15 protein-coding genes are annotated in these 16,895 nt (G+C 61.1%); 4 read left to right on the top strand and 11 right to left on the bottom strand.

The features are described 5' to 3' along the window. Positions 1 to 43 precede the first annotated feature (43 nt). The 3 genes from QMX98_RS05240 to QMX98_RS05250 all read right to left on the bottom strand — a co-directional run bounded on the left by QMX98_RS05240 (position 44) and on the right by QMX98_RS05250 (position 4,037). The gene (locus QMX98_RS05240; RefSeq protein ID WP_282410375.1) at positions 44 to 1,435 is read right to left on the bottom strand and encodes a VOC family protein; all 1,392 of its coding nucleotides are present in this window, start codon (positions 1,433 to 1,435) and stop codon (positions 44 to 46) included. A 177-nt stretch (positions 1,436 to 1,612) separates the two neighbouring features. Next, positions 1,613 to 2,560, bottom strand: coding sequence for an alpha/beta fold hydrolase (locus QMX98_RS05245; RefSeq protein WP_010455571.1), 948 nt, complete (start codon positions 2,558 to 2,560; stop codon positions 1,613 to 1,615). A gap of 22 nt (positions 2,561 to 2,582) precedes the next feature. Beyond that, a complete protein-coding gene (locus tag QMX98_RS05250) occupies positions 2,583 to 4,037 on the bottom strand; it encodes an NAD(P)/FAD-dependent oxidoreductase (RefSeq protein WP_282410376.1) in 1,455 nt (484 codons plus the stop codon). 181 nt (positions 4,038 to 4,218) lie between these two features. Here QMX98_RS05250 and QMX98_RS05255 point away from each other — a divergent pair, with 181 nt between their 5' ends. Next, entirely contained in the window at positions 4,219 to 5,292 is a 1,074-nt protein-coding gene (locus QMX98_RS05255; protein ID WP_042932758.1) for a diguanylate cyclase, read from the top strand. 123 nt (positions 5,293 to 5,415) lie between these two features. Continuing rightward, complete coding sequence (locus tag QMX98_RS05260; RefSeq protein ID WP_282410377.1) at positions 5,416 to 6,657, top strand: M20/M25/M40 family metallo-hydrolase; 1,242 nt, start codon at positions 5,416 to 5,418, stop codon at positions 6,655 to 6,657. A gap of 94 nt (positions 6,658 to 6,751) precedes the next feature. Here QMX98_RS05260 and QMX98_RS05265 read toward each other — a convergent pair whose 3' ends face one another. The 8 genes from QMX98_RS05265 to QMX98_RS05300 form a co-directional block, all read right to left on the bottom strand. Further along, positions 6,752 to 7,621 carry an oxaloacetate decarboxylase gene (locus tag QMX98_RS05265; protein ID WP_010455567.1) on the bottom strand — a complete coding sequence of 290 codons (870 nt, stop codon included), beginning with the start codon at positions 7,619 to 7,621 and terminating at the stop codon, positions 6,752 to 6,754. Between the two features lie 333 nt (positions 7,622 to 7,954). Further along, positions 7,955 to 8,989: an arginine N-succinyltransferase gene (gene astA, locus QMX98_RS05270; protein WP_010455566.1), complete on the bottom strand. Its 1,035-nt coding sequence runs from the start codon at positions 8,987 to 8,989 to the stop codon at positions 7,955 to 7,957. 61 nt (positions 8,990 to 9,050) lie between these two features. Further along, the gene (locus QMX98_RS05275; protein ID WP_282410378.1) at positions 9,051 to 10,067 is read right to left on the bottom strand and encodes an arginine N-succinyltransferase; all 1,017 of its coding nucleotides are present in this window, start codon (positions 10,065 to 10,067) and stop codon (positions 9,051 to 9,053) included. A 119-nt stretch (positions 10,068 to 10,186) separates the two neighbouring features. Continuing rightward, on the bottom strand, positions 10,187 to 11,536 hold the full coding sequence (locus tag QMX98_RS05280) for an APC family permease (RefSeq protein WP_077749072.1): 1,350 nt from the start codon (positions 11,534 to 11,536) through the stop codon (positions 10,187 to 10,189). 56 nt (positions 11,537 to 11,592) lie between these two features. Continuing rightward, on the bottom strand, positions 11,593 to 12,345 hold the full coding sequence (locus QMX98_RS05285; protein ID WP_282410379.1) for an N-formylglutamate amidohydrolase: 753 nt from the start codon (positions 12,343 to 12,345) through the stop codon (positions 11,593 to 11,595). Then, on the bottom strand, positions 12,329 to 13,660 hold the full coding sequence (locus tag QMX98_RS05290; RefSeq protein ID WP_077749074.1) for a glutamine synthetase family protein: 1,332 nt from the start codon (positions 13,658 to 13,660) through the stop codon (positions 12,329 to 12,331). The genes QMX98_RS05285 and QMX98_RS05290 overlap by 17 nt, the downstream gene beginning before the upstream one ends. Further along, positions 13,657 to 14,301, bottom strand: a complete 645-nt coding sequence (locus tag QMX98_RS05295) for an isochorismatase family cysteine hydrolase (protein WP_102595350.1) — start codon at positions 14,299 to 14,301, stop codon at positions 13,657 to 13,659. The genes QMX98_RS05290 and QMX98_RS05295 overlap by 4 nt, the downstream gene beginning before the upstream one ends. Before the next feature lie 2 nt (positions 14,302 to 14,303). Next, positions 14,304 to 15,158 (bottom strand): MurR/RpiR family transcriptional regulator, encoded by an 855-nt coding sequence (locus QMX98_RS05300; protein ID WP_077749076.1) that lies wholly within the window; start codon positions 15,156 to 15,158, stop codon positions 14,304 to 14,306. A gap of 341 nt (positions 15,159 to 15,499) precedes the next feature. Here QMX98_RS05300 and QMX98_RS05305 point away from each other — a divergent pair, with 341 nt between their 5' ends. Continuing rightward, positions 15,500 to 16,060 carry a histidine phosphatase family protein gene (locus QMX98_RS05305; RefSeq protein WP_282410380.1) on the top strand — a complete coding sequence of 187 codons (561 nt, stop codon included), beginning with the start codon at positions 15,500 to 15,502 and terminating at the stop codon, positions 16,058 to 16,060. Then, positions 16,060 to 16,815, top strand: coding sequence for a precorrin-6A synthase (deacetylating) (gene cobF, locus QMX98_RS05310; RefSeq protein WP_154501198.1), 756 nt, complete (start codon positions 16,060 to 16,062; stop codon positions 16,813 to 16,815). Before QMX98_RS05305 ends, cobF begins: the two co-directional genes overlap by 1 nt. The last annotated feature ends 80 nt before the right edge of the window (positions 16,816 to 16,895 follow it).

Below are 16,895 nucleotides of genomic sequence, written 5' to 3' on the forward strand. Positions count from 1 at the left end.
AGCTCCCTCGCCACACATTGCAATCGGCTGGCAGTTCGTTGAGTCAAATCAGACGCGACAATCTCGAAGTCTCAAAACACTGCTCGATCGAACGCCGCTGCGTCTCGGCATACAAGCCCAATTCATCAATGGTCGGCCGCCCCAGCGCCTGTTCAAAGGCCTCCTGGTTCGAATGCACGCCATAATTCACCTGCGCCGCATCCCCCAGGTTCGACTGGAAAATCCCCGCCGCACTGACCGGCAGAAAATCTTCATACACCAACGGTTCGACCCGCAAGTACCCGCCGCTGAGCAAATCGTCTAGCGACAACGATTTCAGCTCATCCGCCTCCAGGCCTTTTTCCGTGACGAAATAACGAAAGTACGCCAGTTCCTGTTGGCGCATGCCTTCATACGTGTCAGGGAATTCTGCAAAATGCTGCGTCATCAGCGCGTTGTAGCGTGCGGCATTGGCCTCGTTGGGGAAGTCCTGCAACTCATCACGGGCTGCGTTGAGCAGGCGGTCGTAAAGTGCCCGGCCTTTTGGGGTGAGCGCCGCGCCACGCTGTTCGATTTCACCGAAGCGTGCGCTGTGGCTGCCGCGTGTCCCGGCTTGATCGGTGAAGGCAATCGGTTCGTCGAGCGCCTTGAAACTGGTCTGGCGCAGCAGGATCGGGCACTGACGGCGGGGCGGGCCTTCGATCACGGCTTTGGGCGTGATGCCGTGGGCGGGCATTTGCGCCTGGACGATGTCGATGTCCAGGGTGCGCGGCGTCAGGTGATTGATGTGCGGGCCTTTGAACGCGACTACATCGGCAATCAGGCGATGCTGTGCGCTGAGTTTCTGGTACTGCTCGGCGGTGACGGTTGCGCTGTGGTGCCAGCGGAAGGTTTCAAGCGCCTGTTCGACGAAGTCCTGCGCCTCTTGTTCGTTCAGACCGCCTGCGGTTTCGGCGCGGTCGATCAGGGCAAGGGCTGTCGGGGTGAAGATCTGGCGTTTATCCAGCACCGATTGAGCGAAGGCTCGCAGCTCCAGGTCTTCGATCAGTTCCAGGCGCAGCAGTGAGGTGAACACCCGGAACGGGCTGACTTGCAGGGCGGTTTCATGCACGGCGCGGAACGCGGTGGAGTGCACCGGCACACCGGCCGGGGTCAGGTCGTAATAGCCCACGGGCTGCATGCCCATGACCGCGAACAATCGGGCGAGGGTGGCCAGTTCGCCAGCGGTGCCGACGCGGATTGCGCCGTGACGCTCCAGGTCCAGCCGCTCGATTTCGCCGGTGCTGTTCAACTGGCGGGCCACCTGCGGATCGCTGTCGAGCACGTGACGGTTGGTCTGCTCCACGAGCTTCATCAGCGCGCCGTACAGCGGCACTTCTTCGCGGTACATGTCGGACATCGCTTTGGAGAAGCGTTGGCGGATCAGGTCAGGGCTGACGAAGCTTGGGTGGCTCATGAAAAAAATTCCTGGCGCGGTGACGTGAAGGATGGGGGAAAAGATCGCAGCCTTCTGCAACGCCGACAAACGAAGAATCTTACGGACTTCATTCTGCCAAGGACTGCTTCGCACTATTGGTTGCCCACAAACCCTGTAGGAGCGAGCGGGCGGCGGTCCTGCAGGATTGATTGGGGATTACAGGTGCGAACGGCTCTCCGAACGCAGCGATCCGAGGAACTCCCGATACAACCGCGCCGTATTGGCCGGTTGTTCGACCATCGGCATATGGCCAATGTGGTCCCAGATGTCCACGCGCAAATCAGCAATGCCTTTACTCCAGACCGCCACGCTGCTGACATCGATCAGACGGTCCTTGCGCCCCCACAGCAGCAGCGCCGGGCACTTGATGTCTGGGAGTTTGGGCTCCATCGGCGGGCTGGCGCGGAAGTCGTTGAAGATTTCTTCCAGCTCATCACGACTCTGTTCATAACGCTGGGCGATGGCATCCAGCACCACGCCCGGTACCCACGGCGGCTCGGCCATGGTCATCGCGTAGAAACGCTGGAATTCTTCCCGCGAGTTGATCAGAAACGGGTTGTGCCCCTTGGCCAGATGTCGCTCCAGGTCGCTGGCCTCGGGGGCGGTGACGCCAGCCGGGTCGATCAGGGCGACGGAGGCAATCCGGTCCGGGTACGTCGCCGCCAGCCACGCGGCGATGTAGCCGCCCATCGAATTGCCGATCACATGGACTTTCTCGACCCCGCAAACGTCCAGCAGTTGAATCATCCGCTTGGCCTGCAGCGGGATGTCATAGCCGCCACCGGCCTTGAAGCCGGTTTCGCCGTGACCGGCGATGTCCGGGATGATCACCCGATAGTTGCCGACAAAATGCCGGGCGAAGCGCAGCCAGATGTTCTTGTCGGCGCTGTAGCCGTGCAGCATCAGCACACTGCTGGACGCTTCATAGGGCCCGCCTTGCCAGGTCGAGACGGTCATTTCCGTGATGGGTACGACGATTTTGTGCAGCCGATACAGCTTGGCTTCCAGGGCCATATTCAGGTCATAGAGCCAATAGCCGATGGCCGGGTAACTCAGCCAGCTCCAGGCCACAAAAACCGCGATAAGGACAACCAACACAAGCATCAGGCATCTTCCTTTTACGTGTTCAGGACAAAATGTGGTCGGCGGGTTTCAGTGCCCGGGTCAACCGGTGATAGCTGAAACTGAACCCCGGGAACATGGCGATCACATGACCGCTCTTGCTTTGATACCAACTGTGGCAGCCCCCGGACTTCCAGACGGTACGCTCCATTTCACGGTGGATCATCTCAGTGTAGGTACGTTCTGCCTCGGGGCGTACTTCGATGCTGCGCAAACCCTTTTCTTTCAGCGTGCGGATGCAATCGAGGATGTAATTCATCTGTGACTCGATGATGAACAGCGCCGAGGTGTGGCCGATGCCGGTATTGGGCCCGGTGACGATAAACAAGTTGGGAAAGTCCGGCAGGCTGGTGCCCAGATAAGCCCGCGGGTACTGGGCCCAGACGTCTTTGAGCCGGGTGCCGTTTTTACCGGTGACCGGGTAGGAAATCACCCCGTCGGTGGCGTCGTACCCGGTGGACCAGACGATCAGGTCCAGGTCGATGTGCTGACCGTCCTGAGTGACGATGCCAGTTTCGTCGATGGACGCGATGCCTTGTTCGCGGCTGTGCAGCGTCACGTTGCTGCGCCCGAGTGCCGGGTAGAGGGTGCTAGAGACGATCACGCGCTTGCAGCCGATGGTGAAGTCCGGTGTCAGTTTGCGGCGCAATTCGGGGTCAGGCACCTGGCGCTTGAGGAAGCGCAGGGCGTGTTGCTGGACCATGCGGATCGCCGGTTTCGAGTATTTGAAAGCAATCACCCGGGATTCGAACTGCCAGTAGAGCATCCAGCGCAGCAGTTTGTATGCCGGTTTGAGGCCCAGCAGCCAACGCTGGAAAGGCCCGAAGGTACGGTCGGCGCGGGGCAACACCCAGTGCGGCGTACGCTGGAACACATGCAGGTGCTCGACGTCTGGGGCAATGGTCGGAATAACCTGGGCCGCACTGGCGCCGCTGCCGACGATGGCGACACGTTTGTGCCGGTAATCGAAGGTGTGATCCCAGTTGTTGGTGTGAAACGTCTTGCCCTGGAAGCGTTCCTGGCCTTCGAAATGAGGCACAACCGGTTGACTCAGCGGCCCCGTCGCGTTGATCAGGAACTGCGCGTAAAACGTGCCTTTGGCGCCGGTGTGCACCGCCCAGCGCTGGCCGTCGGCGTCCCATTCGATGCGCTCGACATTGGCTTGCAGTTCGACCTTGTCCCGCAGGCCGAAGTGCTCCACCACGTACTGGGTGTAGTGATGCAGTTCAGCCTGATCGGCGAACATTTGCGTCCAGCGGTAAGGGGCGAAGGACAGCGAATAGAGCGGCGAGGGCACATCGACGGCCGCGCCGGGGTAGGTGTTCTGGCACCAGGTGCCGCCAAAAAAGTCCCGTCGTTCCAGCAGGCGAAAATCGTCGATGCCTGCCTTGAGCAGATTGATCGCCGCGCACTGACCGCCAAAACCGCTGCCGATGATCAACACCTGAAAAGTCTGCATGGGTCTCCTTTATCGTTGTTTATCCAACTCTTCCTTCATGTATAGCCCAAACATGGCCCACAAAGACTGCACAGGATTCAGGCTGCCCGCCGGTGATGGCTATTTAACGTTGCCCTGATAGACTCCCACCACACCCGCACCCGTGTTTTGTCGGGTTCCGTTGTGTGACGCAGAGGCCCTTATGGGAAAAACGGGAGGAAAAGGGCTTTCACTGGCCAGAAGGCTCTATACATCGCGAACCCTGGGCCTGGCCTTGGGCCTGTTGTGCGTAGGCGCGGCGATGTATCCACTCAACCCTGCGCCATGGGTCTGGGTGCTGATGGTCGTCAATGGCGTGCTCTGGCCGCATGTTGCCTATCAATGGGCGCGTCGGGCGAAGGTGCCGTTTCACGCCGAACATCGCAACATTCTCGTCGACGCCTTTCTCGGTGGATTCTGGGTCGCTGCCATGCAGTTCAATCCGCTACCGAGCGCGGCGACGCTGTCCATGATGGCCATGAACAACGTGGCGATCGGTGGTTTGCGGTTCCTGCTGGTGGGGACGGTTGCGCAGATTCTCGGGGTGGGTGTCGGCCTGCTGGTGTTCACACCGGCCTTCGTTGCGCAAACCAGCCCGTTGCAGCTCTACGCCTGTCTGCCCTTGCTGAGCCTGTATCCGCTGGCGCTGGGCTGGATCTGTTTTCAACAGGCCACCACCCTGGGCCGCCAAAAACGCGAATTGCTGGCCCTGAGCCGTACCGACAGCCTCACTGGCCTGCTGAACCATGGCGCCTGGAAAGACCAGCTGGAAGTTGAATTCCAGCGTTGCCAACGCCAGCAGCAGGGCGGGGCGATTGCGTTGATCGACATCGACCATTTCAAGACCATCAATGACACCTACGGCCATGTCGCCGGGGACATCGTGCTGCGGCAACTGAGCAAAATGCTCAAGCAGAACCTGCGGGCGACCGATGTGGCGGGGCGCTATGGTGGCGACGAATTCTGCGTGCTCCTCCCGGATTTGCCCCTCGACAGCGCAGCGGCTGCCATGGACGCCTTGCGTGATCGCTTCGCGACCCTGGGCTACGAGCAGAACCCGGCGCTGAAAGTCAGCTTGAGCATTGGCCTGGCGGCATTCGACCCGTCACACACCGACGCCACGTTGTGGCTCAATGATGCCGACCAGGCGCTCTACCAAGCCAAGACCACCGGCCGCAACCGCGTGATCTACCGCATAGACGGCAAACCCCATCACGAGCTGCTCGACCCGGTCTGAGGGCCTGCACACATCCCCCTGCGGGATCGGCCTCAGGTTCGTGTGCGTCGCATTCGGTCTAGAGCCTTGCGCCGTAGTCAGGTAGGGTGTTTTTGACCCCCGACACGAAACAAGGATCGATTCATGACGCTCAATCTCCCTCGTTCCCTGCTGGCCACCAGCCTTGGCCTGACCCTCGCCCTCGGCGCGTTCGCCCCTGCAGCCTTCGCCGAACCCCACAAACAAGTCCTCGCCGACGCCGAACAGTACAAGGGTGAAGCCCTGAAACTGCTGGAGCGTCTGGTAAACATCGACTCCGGTTCCGGCTATGAACCCGGCCTGACGCAAGTGCGCGACATCGCCATCGACGAGTTGAAAAAACTCGGCGCCACCATCGAATTGGTACCCAACACACCGGACACAAGCAGCCACGTGATCGCGACCCTCAAAGGCACCGGCAAGGCGAAAATCCTGCTGATGGCGCACATGGACACTGTGTTCAAGGAAGGCTCAGCCGCCGAGCGCCCTTTCCACATCAAGGACGGCCGCGCCTACGGGCCGGGCGTGATGGACGACAAGGGCGGCATCGTCGCCGGGATCTACGCACTGAAAGTCCTGAAAAACCTCGACTTCAAGGACTACGCTCAAATTACCTTCCTGCTCGATGCCAGCGAAGAGACCGGCTCGGACATCGCCACCGACCTGATCAAGAAAACCGCCAAGGCCCACGACGTGACCCTCAACCTCGAACCGGGCCGCCCGGCGGATGGTCTGGTGGTGTGGCGCAAAGGCAGCGCGACGGCGGTGGTGGAAGTCAAAGGCAAAGCCGCACATGCCGGTGTTGCGCCGGAGCTGGGGCGTAACGCGGCGATGGAGGCGGCGCACCAGATTCTGCAACTCGGCAAACTGGGCGACGCCGAGAAGAAAACCACCATCAACTTCACCGTGATCAAGTCGGGCGACCGCACCAACGTGATTCCGGACCAGGCCACGGCCAAGGCCGACGTGCGGGCGGCGGTACCGGAAGAGTTCGACCGGATCGAGAAGGACCTGGCGCGGGTGTCCAAGGACAAGCTGATTCCTGATACCGAAGTCACCACCACGCTACAACGCGGTTTGCCACCGATGCCGCAAACGGCGGAATCGGATCGGCTGATGGCCATGGCTCAGGGGATTTACGGCGAGATCGGGCGCAAGTTGACGGAAGAAGGCAGCGGCGGGGCGGCAGACGCCAGCCTCTCGGCCGGGGTGGGTACGCCGACACTGGATGGGTTCGGGATTGTCGGCGGCAATATTCATACGCCTGAAGAATACGCGGAGGTAGAGAGCGTAGCGCCGCGGATTTATCTGCTGTCGCGGATGATCATGGAGTTGGCGAAGCGCTGAAAATTGTTCCCTGTGGCGATCCGACAAGCTCCCTCGCCACAGGGATTTTTGGTGTTAGTAAAATCGATGTCCTACAGCGCAACAAGCTGCAGCGCTATTCCTTCACACTCATGAACTCTTCCGCCCAACGGATATATTCCTCAGGCTGCGTATACGTATGAGTCAGCTCGGTAGCGCTCAAATCCGACGCCTGGGTAAAGATCTGCCGTTGCTCGCGCAGGCTGTCATACGTCGCCTTGATCGCCGCGAAGTACGCGCCATGACCATCAATGGTCACCCGCACGCCCAGTTCGGCCAGGCGTTTGTCATCGCGCAGCAGCGGGTTGCCGTAGGTGACCAGCATCAGTGGCACGCTCAGGTGTTCGGCAATCTGTTCGAGGTGATCGAAGTCTCGCACGCCCACCATGCAAATCCCGTCCGCACCGGCCTGCTGGTAATGACAGGTGCGGCTGATGACTTCCTGAACCGGCAGGATCCCGGCGTTGGTACGCGCGATGATCGCCATTTCCGAGTCGACCCGGGCTTCCAGTGCCGCGCGAATCTTGCCGACGCCTTCCGCCACGCCGATCAGGTCGGTGGATTTGCGGCCGAATTGCGCCGGCAGCAGGGTGTCTTCGATGGTCAGGGCGGCGATGCCGGCGCGTTCAAGTTCGACGATGGTGCGCATCACGTTGAGCGCGTTGCCATAGCCGTGGTCGGCGTCGGCGATGACCGGCAATTGGGCCACTCGACCGATGCGCGTGGCCTGTTCGGCGAACTCGCTGAGAGTGATCAAGGCAAAGTCGGGAGCGCCCAGCACCTGCAACGAGGCAACAGAACCGCCGAGGATGCCCACTTCAAACCCCAGGTCAGCGGCAATGCGGGCCGACATCGGGTCGAAGACAGACGCCGTGTGATAGCAGGTGTTGGAAGCAAACAACTCGCGGAAGTTACGGCGCAAATCTTGATGAGAAAGCCTGGACATATGAGTTCCACCAATACAAAGGAATGGAAAGGCTTGAGCAAAGGTGTCAACGCCGAAGGAACAAAAGGCTATCACGCGAAGGAGGGGAAGATGATGACGAATTTTGCTGGGGGCTCAGATAGACGCGGACCTCTGTGACGAGCGGGTTTACCTGTGGCGAGGGAGCTTGCTCCCGTTCGGCTGCACAGCAGTCGTAAACGATGGGGGCGGTGTGTCTGGAAAAATAGATTAGGGTGGCAGTTTTGGGGCCGCTTCGCAGGCCAACGGGAGCAAGCTCCCTCGCCACAGGTGAACCCCACTCACCCCAAGGGTGGAGGAGGACTCAGGATCTGATCACGCTGCCACCGCCTGCTGTTGCCGATTGGGTAACGGCACGGCCCGCACCGAGTTACCCGGTTGCAGTTGCAGGCGTTTGGCCGTGAGTCGGTCGACGACCAGGCTGTTGCCCACCAGCCTGGCCTGGGCGGTGGTGATGCGGCAGTTTTCCAGGCGGCGATTGTGGATCAGCCACACCGGGGCCTGCTCGTCGGGCGTGCCGATAGCCAAAACCAGCGGTTGGCTGTCGCGCACGGTGCGGATTTTCGCGACCGGGGCTTCGATCACCGGGCCTGCGTCGAAGATGTCGATGTAACCCTGATGCACAAAACCTTCGGCCTTGAGGATCTTCAGTGCCGGTTCGGTGTTTGGGTGGGCCTGGCCGATGACGGCCTGGGCCTGTTCGGTGAGCAGGCACGTGTAAAGCGGCTGGCGCGGCATCAGTTCGGCGATGAACGATTTGCTGCCCAGCCCCGACAGGTGATCGGCGTGGCTGAAATCCATCTTGAAGAAGTGCCGGCCCAGGCTGTCCCAGAACGGTGAACAGCCGTGTTCGTCGGCGCTGCCGCGCAGTTCGGCGATGAGTTTGTCGCCGAACAGGTGCGGGAACTCGGCCACGAACAGCAAGCGCCCCAGGGACAGCAACCGACCGTTGCTGCCGTGGCGTTGATCGGGGCGCAGGAACAGCGAGCAGATTTCCGATTGCCCGGTCATTTCATTATTCAGGAACAGCGTCGGAATCTGCCGTTGAATACCCAGGTCCGGCGACGAACTGACGGTCAGCCCGACCCGATAGTTGTACCAGGGTTCACGCAGGCCAACGGCACCGGCCAGCGCACTGATGCCGACCACTTGCTGATCGTCATCTTCCAGCACGAACAGGTAATCGGCATCTGCACGCTCGACCTGCTCGGCGAAGGTCCGCTGGGCCCAGCGCACCCGGTGCACCAGGCGTTCTTCGTTGGCCGGCAGGGTGGTAAACCCGGGACCGGCCTGTTGCACCAGATCCATCAAGGCGGGCAGGTCGGTGATGCGAACCGGGCGGACAATCATGATGCAGCTCCTTCTTCGCGCCAGTTCGGGCGCTGTCGTTGGGCATGGGGCCGGGTGCTGCTCACAGGGCAATCAGCCGGATCGGGCTGCCATCGGTGACGTTCAGGGCGGCACACATCTCGGCGCTCAACCCCACCGGTTGCCCGGCCTGGACATTCAACTCGGCGACGATCGCGCGATAGTCCTTCAGCGCGTCATTGCTCACCAGGTAACGGCCGCACGCATCGATCAGTGAAGCCCGTTGCGCCGTGCCGGTCTGGCTTTGGGCGATGGAGAGAATGTTCGAGGTGCGCGCGTACAGCGTCGGCCCACCGTCAAACAGGTCGATGTAGCTGTTGGTTTCAAATCCCTCACGCTCAAGAATGTCGAAGGCCTCCTGGCCATCGGGGTGGATCCGGCCGATGCAATCCTGCGCAGCCTGGGGCAGCATCGGCACGTAGATCAGGTATTGCGGCATCAGTTCGGCGAGGAAGGTCCGGCTCTCCAGACCGCAGAGCCGCTCGGCTTCGGCGTAGGGCAGGTCGAAGAAATGCTTGCCCAGCGCATCCCAGAACGGTGATTGCGCCTCCTCGGTGCTGAAGCCGACGATCTCGGTGATCACCGCTTGCGCAAAACGCTGCGAATGGGCGGCAATGAACAACAGGCGCGCCCGGGACAGCAACTCCGAAAACGCCGTGCGCACCAGCGCCGTATCGATGTGAAAGCCCCGTAGCAAGGTGTGGCCGCTGAGGTCCTGACACAAAGACAACGCCGGTACGCCGTGCTCGATGTTCAGCTCCCGGGAGGCGCTGGTGAAGTGACGGTTGCGCAAACTGTAGAACGGTTCGTTGAAACCGGCGGTGGCAAGGATCTCCGAGCACCCCACCAGACGCCGGGCTGCGAGATCCTCAAGCACGAAGAAATAGTTCTCCGGGCCATGACCTTCCACGTCTTTGTCGAACGAGGCGCAGGAGTCGAGAATCCTCAGGCGCAGGCGTTCAGTGTCGTCCGGCAAGGACGTGACACCGACCAGGCTGTCGCGCGCCAGTTGCTGTAACTGGGGCAGGTCGGCTAACTCGACTGGGCGTAAGACCAGCATGGATATACTCCTGTATCAAAGGGTTCGGCGCTGTGTGCCGAACCTGACTATCACTGTCGGTTTCCACGCATTAAATCGGCGGTCGCCTGATTTCTTGTCAGACGCCGCTCTTTTTCTTGTCAGCCGTTGCTCGGGTCGGGCAACGCTGTGCTGGCGCCCAGTTTGTTGAGGAAAAACAGATACACCAGGCCCAGGGCAATCCAGATCAGTCCGAGTTTTTGTGCATCGACCCCCATGTTGTACATGATGGCCGCGACGATGATGAAGCCAACCACCGGGCAGACCAGGTGACGGATCACCTGGCCGGACTTCTGCCGACGCCAGTAGTAATTGATCACGGTCAGGTGCAGCAACATGAAACCGCTCAGCGCGCCGAAGTTCACCAGCGAAGTGAGGGTGTCCACCGAGTTGATGAACAGGTAGCAGATCACCAGCGACAGTACCGCTACGAGGTAAATGCTCAGGTAGGGGGTGTTGTGTTTCGGGTGAACCTTGGCCAGCACTTTCGGTAGCTTGCCGTCCCGGGCCATGCCGAACAGCAGACGCGATACCGCCGCTTGCGAGGTGATGGCAACCGCCACGCCCCAGGCGAGGGCGGTGGCCACGCCAGTCAGGGTTGCCAGCCAGCTGCCGGCAGCGATTTCGGCGATTTCATAGAACGCGGTGTCGGCGGAGGTGAAGCCCATGCCGGCCGCCAGGTCTGTGGCAATCCAGGTTTGCACGACGAAGATCACGCCCATCACCAGTAGCGTAATCAGCGCTGCCTTGCCGACGCTGCGGCCAGGGTCGCCCTTGATTTCTTCGGCGAGGGTGGAGATCGCATCGAAACCGAGGAAGGACAGGACCGCAATCGACACGGCTTGCATCAGCAGGGCGAAATTGAAGGTGTCCGGGTTGTACAGCGGCGCCAGGGTCAGTTGACCGTTACCGCCGCCGCTGTGCAGCGCATTCCAGGCGTAGAACAGGAAGATCCCCAGCACCACCAGTTGCGCCAGCAGAAAGACAATGTTCATGCGGGCAGTGAATGTAATCCCCCGCAGGTTGACGAAGGTCGCGCTGACCAGAAACGCCAGAATGAAACCGACCTTGGGGATGTCAGGGTAAAGGTGATTCAGCGCCATGGCCGCGTACACGTAGAGCAGCGGTGGAATCAGCAGGTAATCGAGCAGCATCAGCCAGCCGGCGATAAACCCGACATGGGGGTTGAGGCCGCGTTGCGCGTAGGAATACACCGAGCCGGCAATCGGAAAGGCCCGCGCCATGCTGCCGTAACTCAGGGCGGTGAACAGCATCGCCACCATGCCGATGATGTAGGCCAGCGGCACCATGCCGGGTGCTTCGGCGTTGACGTAACCGTACACACCGAACGGGGCGATGGGGATCATGAAGATCATCCCGTACACCACCAGGTCAGTCAGCGACAGGCTACGTTGCAACTCTTGCTTGTAGCCGAATTCTTCTAATTCCATGAAGCCCTACTCCTTGGGATGAAAGCAGCTGCATGCTGCGGGTTTGACGCGATTTCTTACAACAGCGGAGCCAGATAACCTGCCCAGCGACTGACGTTTTCAGCGGTGCGCAGCAAATCGTTGCGCACCTCGATCAACACCGATTCCAGTCCCCGTGCATCGCCGTGCACCGGCACGGTCATGTCGCCCAGCGGGTTGATTTTGTACGGCTCATTACTGGCAACCTTCAAGGGGTGCTGGCTCAACCCGTCAATCAATCGTTGGGCGTAGTCCCTGGCTTCGCCAAACAGCACGCCGACTTCCAGCGCGCGCGGTTGGCCGTGGAAAACCGGGGTGAAACTGTGAATGCCGACCACCCGGACCGGCCGCCCTTGGGCGATTCGTTGGTCGATCAAGGTTTGCAGCCGGGCATGAAACGGCTTGAACAGGCATTCGCGGCGGTACTCGCGCGTGACTTCGTCCAGATCCCGATTACCCGGTATCGGATAAATCTCGCTCTGCAGCGGGATGCTGTCCGGGGCATGGCGCGGGCGGTTGAGGTCAATCAAGAGCCGTGAGTAATTGGCCGTCAGCAACGTCGCCCCCAGTGCCTGGGACAAACCTTCAGCAAGCGCCAGCGCACCAATGTCCCAGGCGATATGCTCGCGGGCCGCGTCGTGACTCAGGCCCAGGTCATTCAACCCGGGTGGAATAAAACGGCTGGCGTGTTCACACACCAGAATCAACGGGTGCGCCGAGTCTTCGCGGCTCAGGGTGTACGCGGGCTCGGTGTACAGGCCAAGTTCAGCGGATTCAGTACAGGCGTGCATAGTGCTCACAGCGTTCGGCGGGGGACAGCTGTTCCGTCAGCGTCAGTTCCTCGGTTTTAAGGGCGAACCAGGTGTCCATCAACGCGCTCGGCAGGGCTTCGATCAGCGCCTCGCTGTTGCGCAGGCACTCGAGCGCCTCGGCAAGGGAGGCGGGCAGGGCGACGATGCCGTGGGCCTGGCGTTGTTCTTCGTTCAGGGAATCGGGGATTTCATCGGTGATCGCGTTCAAGGCCAGGCGTTGCTCGATGCCCAGGCGACCGGCGATCAGCAGCGCGGCCATCGCCAGGTGCGGCGACGCCGTGGCGTCCATGGCGCGAAATTCCAGGTTGTATTGCGCCGCCACCGATTTGCCGCCCAGGCTCACGGTCGGGCAGATCCGCAGCGCCGCTTCGCGGTTGCGCTGGCCGAGGCAGGCGTAGGAGGCGCTCCAGTGATGCGGCTGCAAGCGCTCGTAGGACACCGGTGTCGGTGCGGTAAACGCGCACAGCGCTGGCAAGTAATGAAGGATGCCGGCGGCCCAGTGCTGACCGAGGGTCGACAGGCCATTGATCGTGCCGGCGTCGTACATCAGCGGTTGGCCGTCCAGATCCAACAGGCTGACATGCAGATGGACGCCGTTGCACACGGCATGCTCGGACGTCTTCGGCGCGAAGCTCACGTCCAGGGCCATCTGCCGGGCGATCTCGCGGGTGATCTCGCGCACGTTCACCGCACGGTCCGCAGCGGCCACGCCGAGGGCGGGGCGGCAGGTGATTTCGTATTGATGCTTGCCGTATTCGGGCAGGAACATTTCCGGTTCGACGCCACCGGCGCGCAGGGCGCTGAGCAGCCAGCCACCGAACTCGGCGCCCTGACGCTGGGCCTCAAGGGAGAACGCCAGCTGATCGGCCGCGCCGCTGCTCAGGTTGAATTCATGTTCGAACGCGGCGTTGACCTGCAAGCCCAATTCGGCGCGATACCGCTGCACTTCATTGCGCAACAACGTGCGTGGGCAGGCGCCCCACGGGCGGCCATCGGTTTCGTGAATGTCGCTGTGGATGAAGTCCAGCGCCGGGGCCGCGGCATCCGGGCCGTTACTGACTGTCACCCGGCTGCTCAGGTCGGGAATCAGCCGCAGATCGCCATAGGCGCCCCACGGGTTGGTGGAGGCGATGATGTCTTGCGGAGTCAGGGCGCTGTTGGCCGGCACCCAGCCGCAGCCCGTCGCCAGGTAATGTTCAAGTTCGTCCGTCGGGAACGAACGGCCACGGGTCACGCCGATCAGGTCGGTGGTGACGAGGGTGGTCATGGGCAGCGGCGACAGGCGTTCGCTCATGCTTGCATCTCCTGCAACCGGCCGAGCACGGTCTGGGTGTCGGTGATCCAGCAGTAACCCTTGATCGCGTTCAGGCAGGCTTGATGACGCTCCGGCGTGTAGGTCGCACAGGCATCCTCCACTAGCGTCACCAGGTAGCCACGGTCGGCGGCGTCACGCACCGCCATGTCCACGCACTGGTCGGTGACGATGCCGGCGATGATCAGGTGCCGCGTTTCAAGGTTGCGCAGCACGTAGTCGATGTTGGTGGAGTTGAAGACCCCGGAAGAAGTCTTGGGCAAAACGATTTCGTTTTCTGTCGGCGTCAGGTCGTCGATGATCCGCGCCGGGGGGCTGCCCTTGGGCAAGTGCATGTCCGAGAGCTTGTGGTCCAGCGAGCGGTCGCGGCCATCGGCGGTCAGGCTTTCGATGATCGTGTGCAGCACATTTTGCTGCGCGCTGCGAAAGGCACTGAGCAATCGCCGTTGATTGGGCACCACCTGCATGTGGGTGCGGGTCAGGAAGTACTCGCCATCCGGTCCGTTGAGGTGCGGGTCGAACTGCGGTTCGAGCCAGGCACGCTGCATGTCCACCAGCAACAGCGCGGTGTGATCGGCAGTGAACGGCAAGTCCCGGGGCGAGTGGTGGGGGAGCGTGAACATCCTTATTTATCCTCCAGCAGGTGGGTGGCGAAATCGGTTCGCAGGGCATCGATGCCTTCCAGGCGATCGGCCAGCTCCGGGCTGCGCAGGGTCAGGCAGGCAATCAGCGCCTCGATCTGGGCCAGCGCCGGGACCATGGTGTCGAAGGCCGACACCGATTCCACCGGCGCACTGATAATCAGGTCGGCCATTTCCCGCAGCGGTGAAGCATAGATGTCCGTGAACAACACCACCCGGGCGTATCGGCTTTTCGCCGCATTGGCTACGCGCAGGGCCTGTGACTGGTAGCGGCGATAGTCGAACACCAGCACCACGTCCTGACGCTGCACGTCGAACAGCCGGTCCGGCAGTTGTGCGTTGTCTTCCAGGGCGAAACAGCCCGGGCGCAGCAAGCGCAAATGGTTGAGCAAATAATTGGCGAGGAAACTGCTGAAGCGCCCGCCAAAGCAGTGAACCTGATGACGGGTATCGAGCAGCCACTGCACCAGAATCCGCACATCTTCGGGTTGGGTCAGCGCATGGGTATCCACCAGCGCCCGATGGGTCTCCGCCAGGTAATGGCTCCAGGCGTCGTCTTTCTGAACATGAGAACGAAGCTGCAACAGGGCGCTGGGGGACCGGAGGCGGTGGTCCATGTCACTGAGCAAGGCATCCTGGAAATCGGCGTAACCGCTGAAACCCAGTTTTTTCACCAGCCGCACAATGGTGGGGTCGCTGACACCGGCATGTTCGGCCAAGCGTGACATCGGCCCCAGCCCGTTACGCGGGTATTGGTCCAGCAAGGCACGGATGACTTTGCGTTCCGCCGGCGTAAGGTCCAGGGCGGGATCGGTGATCAGGTCTCTGAGAGAGGGCATCCGGGCTCCTGCTGGATGGGTATGTCGGTTTTGTTTCATAAATCGCTAAAACAGTATTTATGTAGCGCATGCTACATGTCTAGCGAAACTTTCCGTGGTTTTTCAAGGCCCCAAAATGGGGCGAAAAGCCCGTGCGCTGAGGGCTACACGGAAGTCGACTGGCTTTGTAGTCCATCGCCCACACGGGTGTCAGAGATTGCCTAACTTAATGGGTTAAACAAGCTCGCGTCCCGTCGGTGCTGATGCAAACGAAACGCCCTGGATCAAGCGTCTTGCGGCACAATTGCGTGATTATCGGCGGCATCGAGCCGTTTTCCATTTCATCGACAGGGTGATAAACCGTGCAGGCAACCCGTTTGACCCTGATGTGCCACGCGCGAACAGTCGCACAAAAAATGGCGAGTTTTCCTACGAATGAGCCGTTGGAATTTTATGGCCAATTGGCAAAGGGATCGCGCAGCGGTCAGTTCGAGGGGGCGCCACGGGTGCTCTGTGGACCGGAGTTGCGCACGCAGCAGACCGCCGAGTTGTTTGGCAATGACGTTGAAATCGTTTCGGCACTGAGGGATTGTGACTTCGGACGGTGGAGCGGGGTGCGGATCAATGACCTGCAAAAGTCCGAACCCGAGGCACTGCAAACCTGGCTAGATGATCCGACCTCGGCGCCCCATGGCGGTGAGTCGGTCGCGCAACTCTGTGAGCGCGTGGCGCAGTGGCTCCAGGCCCTTGTGGCAACACCGGGGCATGTCCTTGCCATCACCCATCCCTTTGTCATTCGCGCAGCACTGACGCAGGTGTTGCAGGCCAAGGCATTCAACCTGATCGACGTCGAACCGTTGTCGGCCGTCGAGTTGCGGTTCACCGGCCGCTGGCGCCTGCGCTTGCTTGAAGGAGAAATTTGATGAAGAAGCTGCTGGTCATCGGCATCGGCGCCGGCAACCCTGACTACATCACAATGCAGGCCGTGAAGGCGCTGAACCTCGTCGACGTGTTTTTCCTGATGGACAAGGGCCAGAGCAAGGACAAATTGATCGACCTGCGCCGTGAGATCTGCGAGCGCTTCATCACCGGTCACGACTACCGCTTCGTCCAAGCCCATAGCCCGGAACGCGAGCGCGGGGAGGTGGACTACAAGACCAGTGTCGACGATCTGAACCTCGCCAAGCAGCAGACCTTCGAGCGGCTGATCAATGAGGAACTGTCCGACGGCCAGTGCGGCGGTTTTCTGGTGTGGGGCGATCCGGCGTTGTACGACAGCACCCTGCGGATTTTGCAGGCGATCCTGGCCTCGGGCCGTTGTGCGTTCGAGTATGACGTGATCCCCGGAATCACCAGCGTTCAGGCGCTGGCGGCGCAACACAAGGTACCGCTGAATAGCATCGGCCGCTCAATTGAAATCACCACTGGCCGACGGCTGGCGGCGGGGCAAGTGAGCGATGCCGACAGCCTCGTGGTGATGCTCGATGCCGAGGATTCCTACCATCAAGTGGCGGATCAGGAGACGGAGATTTACTGGGGCGCGTATCTGGGGACGCCGGATGAAATCCTGATCAGCGGCAAGCTCAAGGACGTGGCGCCGGAGATTGAGCGGGTGCGCAAGGCGGCGCGGGTGGCGAATGGGTGGATTATGGATACTTACCTGTTGCGCAAGCCTTGAGGTAAACGGTGCCTGAGCTGATGTCTTCGCGGGCAAGCCTCGCTCCTACAAAGGCGACGCATTACCTGTAGGAGCGAGGC

The organism is Pseudomonas sp. PS02303 (assembly GCF_029959925.1).
GTDB classification, from domain to species: Bacteria; Pseudomonadota; Gammaproteobacteria; order Pseudomonadales; family Pseudomonadaceae; genus Aquipseudomonas; species Aquipseudomonas mandelii.

Bases quoted from the DNA above. Each gene is read 5' to 3' on its own strand.
- QMX98_RS05275 (WP_282410378.1), bottom strand. From the start codon at position 10,067: ATGCTGGTCTTACGCCCAGTCGAGTTAGCCGACCTGCCCCAGTTACAG.
- QMX98_RS05285 (WP_282410379.1), bottom strand. From the start codon at position 12,345: ATGCACGCCTGTACTGAATCCGCTGAACTTGGCCTGTACACCGAGCCC.
- QMX98_RS05300 (WP_077749076.1), bottom strand. From the start codon at position 15,158: ATGCCCTCTCTCAGAGACCTGATCACCGATCCCGCCCTGGACCTTACG.
- QMX98_RS05295 (WP_102595350.1), bottom strand. From the start codon at position 14,301: ATGTTCACGCTCCCCCACCACTCGCCCCGGGACTTGCCGTTCACTGCC.
- astA (WP_010455566.1), bottom strand. From the start codon at position 8,989: ATGATTGTCCGCCCGGTTCGCATCACCGACCTGCCCGCCTTGATGGAT.
- QMX98_RS05255 (WP_042932758.1), top strand. From the start codon at position 4,219: ATGGGAAAAACGGGAGGAAAAGGGCTTTCACTGGCCAGAAGGCTCTAT.
- QMX98_RS05240 (WP_282410375.1), bottom strand. From the start codon at position 1,435: ATGAGCCACCCAAGCTTCGTCAGCCCTGACCTGATCCGCCAACGCTTC.
- QMX98_RS05265 (WP_010455567.1), bottom strand. From the start codon at position 7,621: ATGTCCAGGCTTTCTCATCAAGATTTGCGCCGTAACTTCCGCGAGTTG.
- QMX98_RS05250 (WP_282410376.1), bottom strand. From the start codon at position 4,037: ATGCAGACTTTTCAGGTGTTGATCATCGGCAGCGGTTTTGGCGGTCAG.
- QMX98_RS05280 (WP_077749072.1), bottom strand. From the start codon at position 11,536: ATGGAATTAGAAGAATTCGGCTACAAGCAAGAGTTGCAACGTAGCCTG.
- QMX98_RS05290 (WP_077749074.1), bottom strand. From the start codon at position 13,660: ATGAGCGAACGCCTGTCGCCGCTGCCCATGACCACCCTCGTCACCACC.
- cobF (WP_154501198.1), top strand. From the start codon at position 16,060: ATGAAGAAGCTGCTGGTCATCGGCATCGGCGCCGGCAACCCTGACTAC.
- QMX98_RS05245 (WP_010455571.1), bottom strand. From the start codon at position 2,560: ATGCTTGTGTTGGTTGTCCTTATCGCGGTTTTTGTGGCCTGGAGCTGG.
- QMX98_RS05260 (WP_282410377.1), top strand. From the start codon at position 5,416: ATGACGCTCAATCTCCCTCGTTCCCTGCTGGCCACCAGCCTTGGCCTG.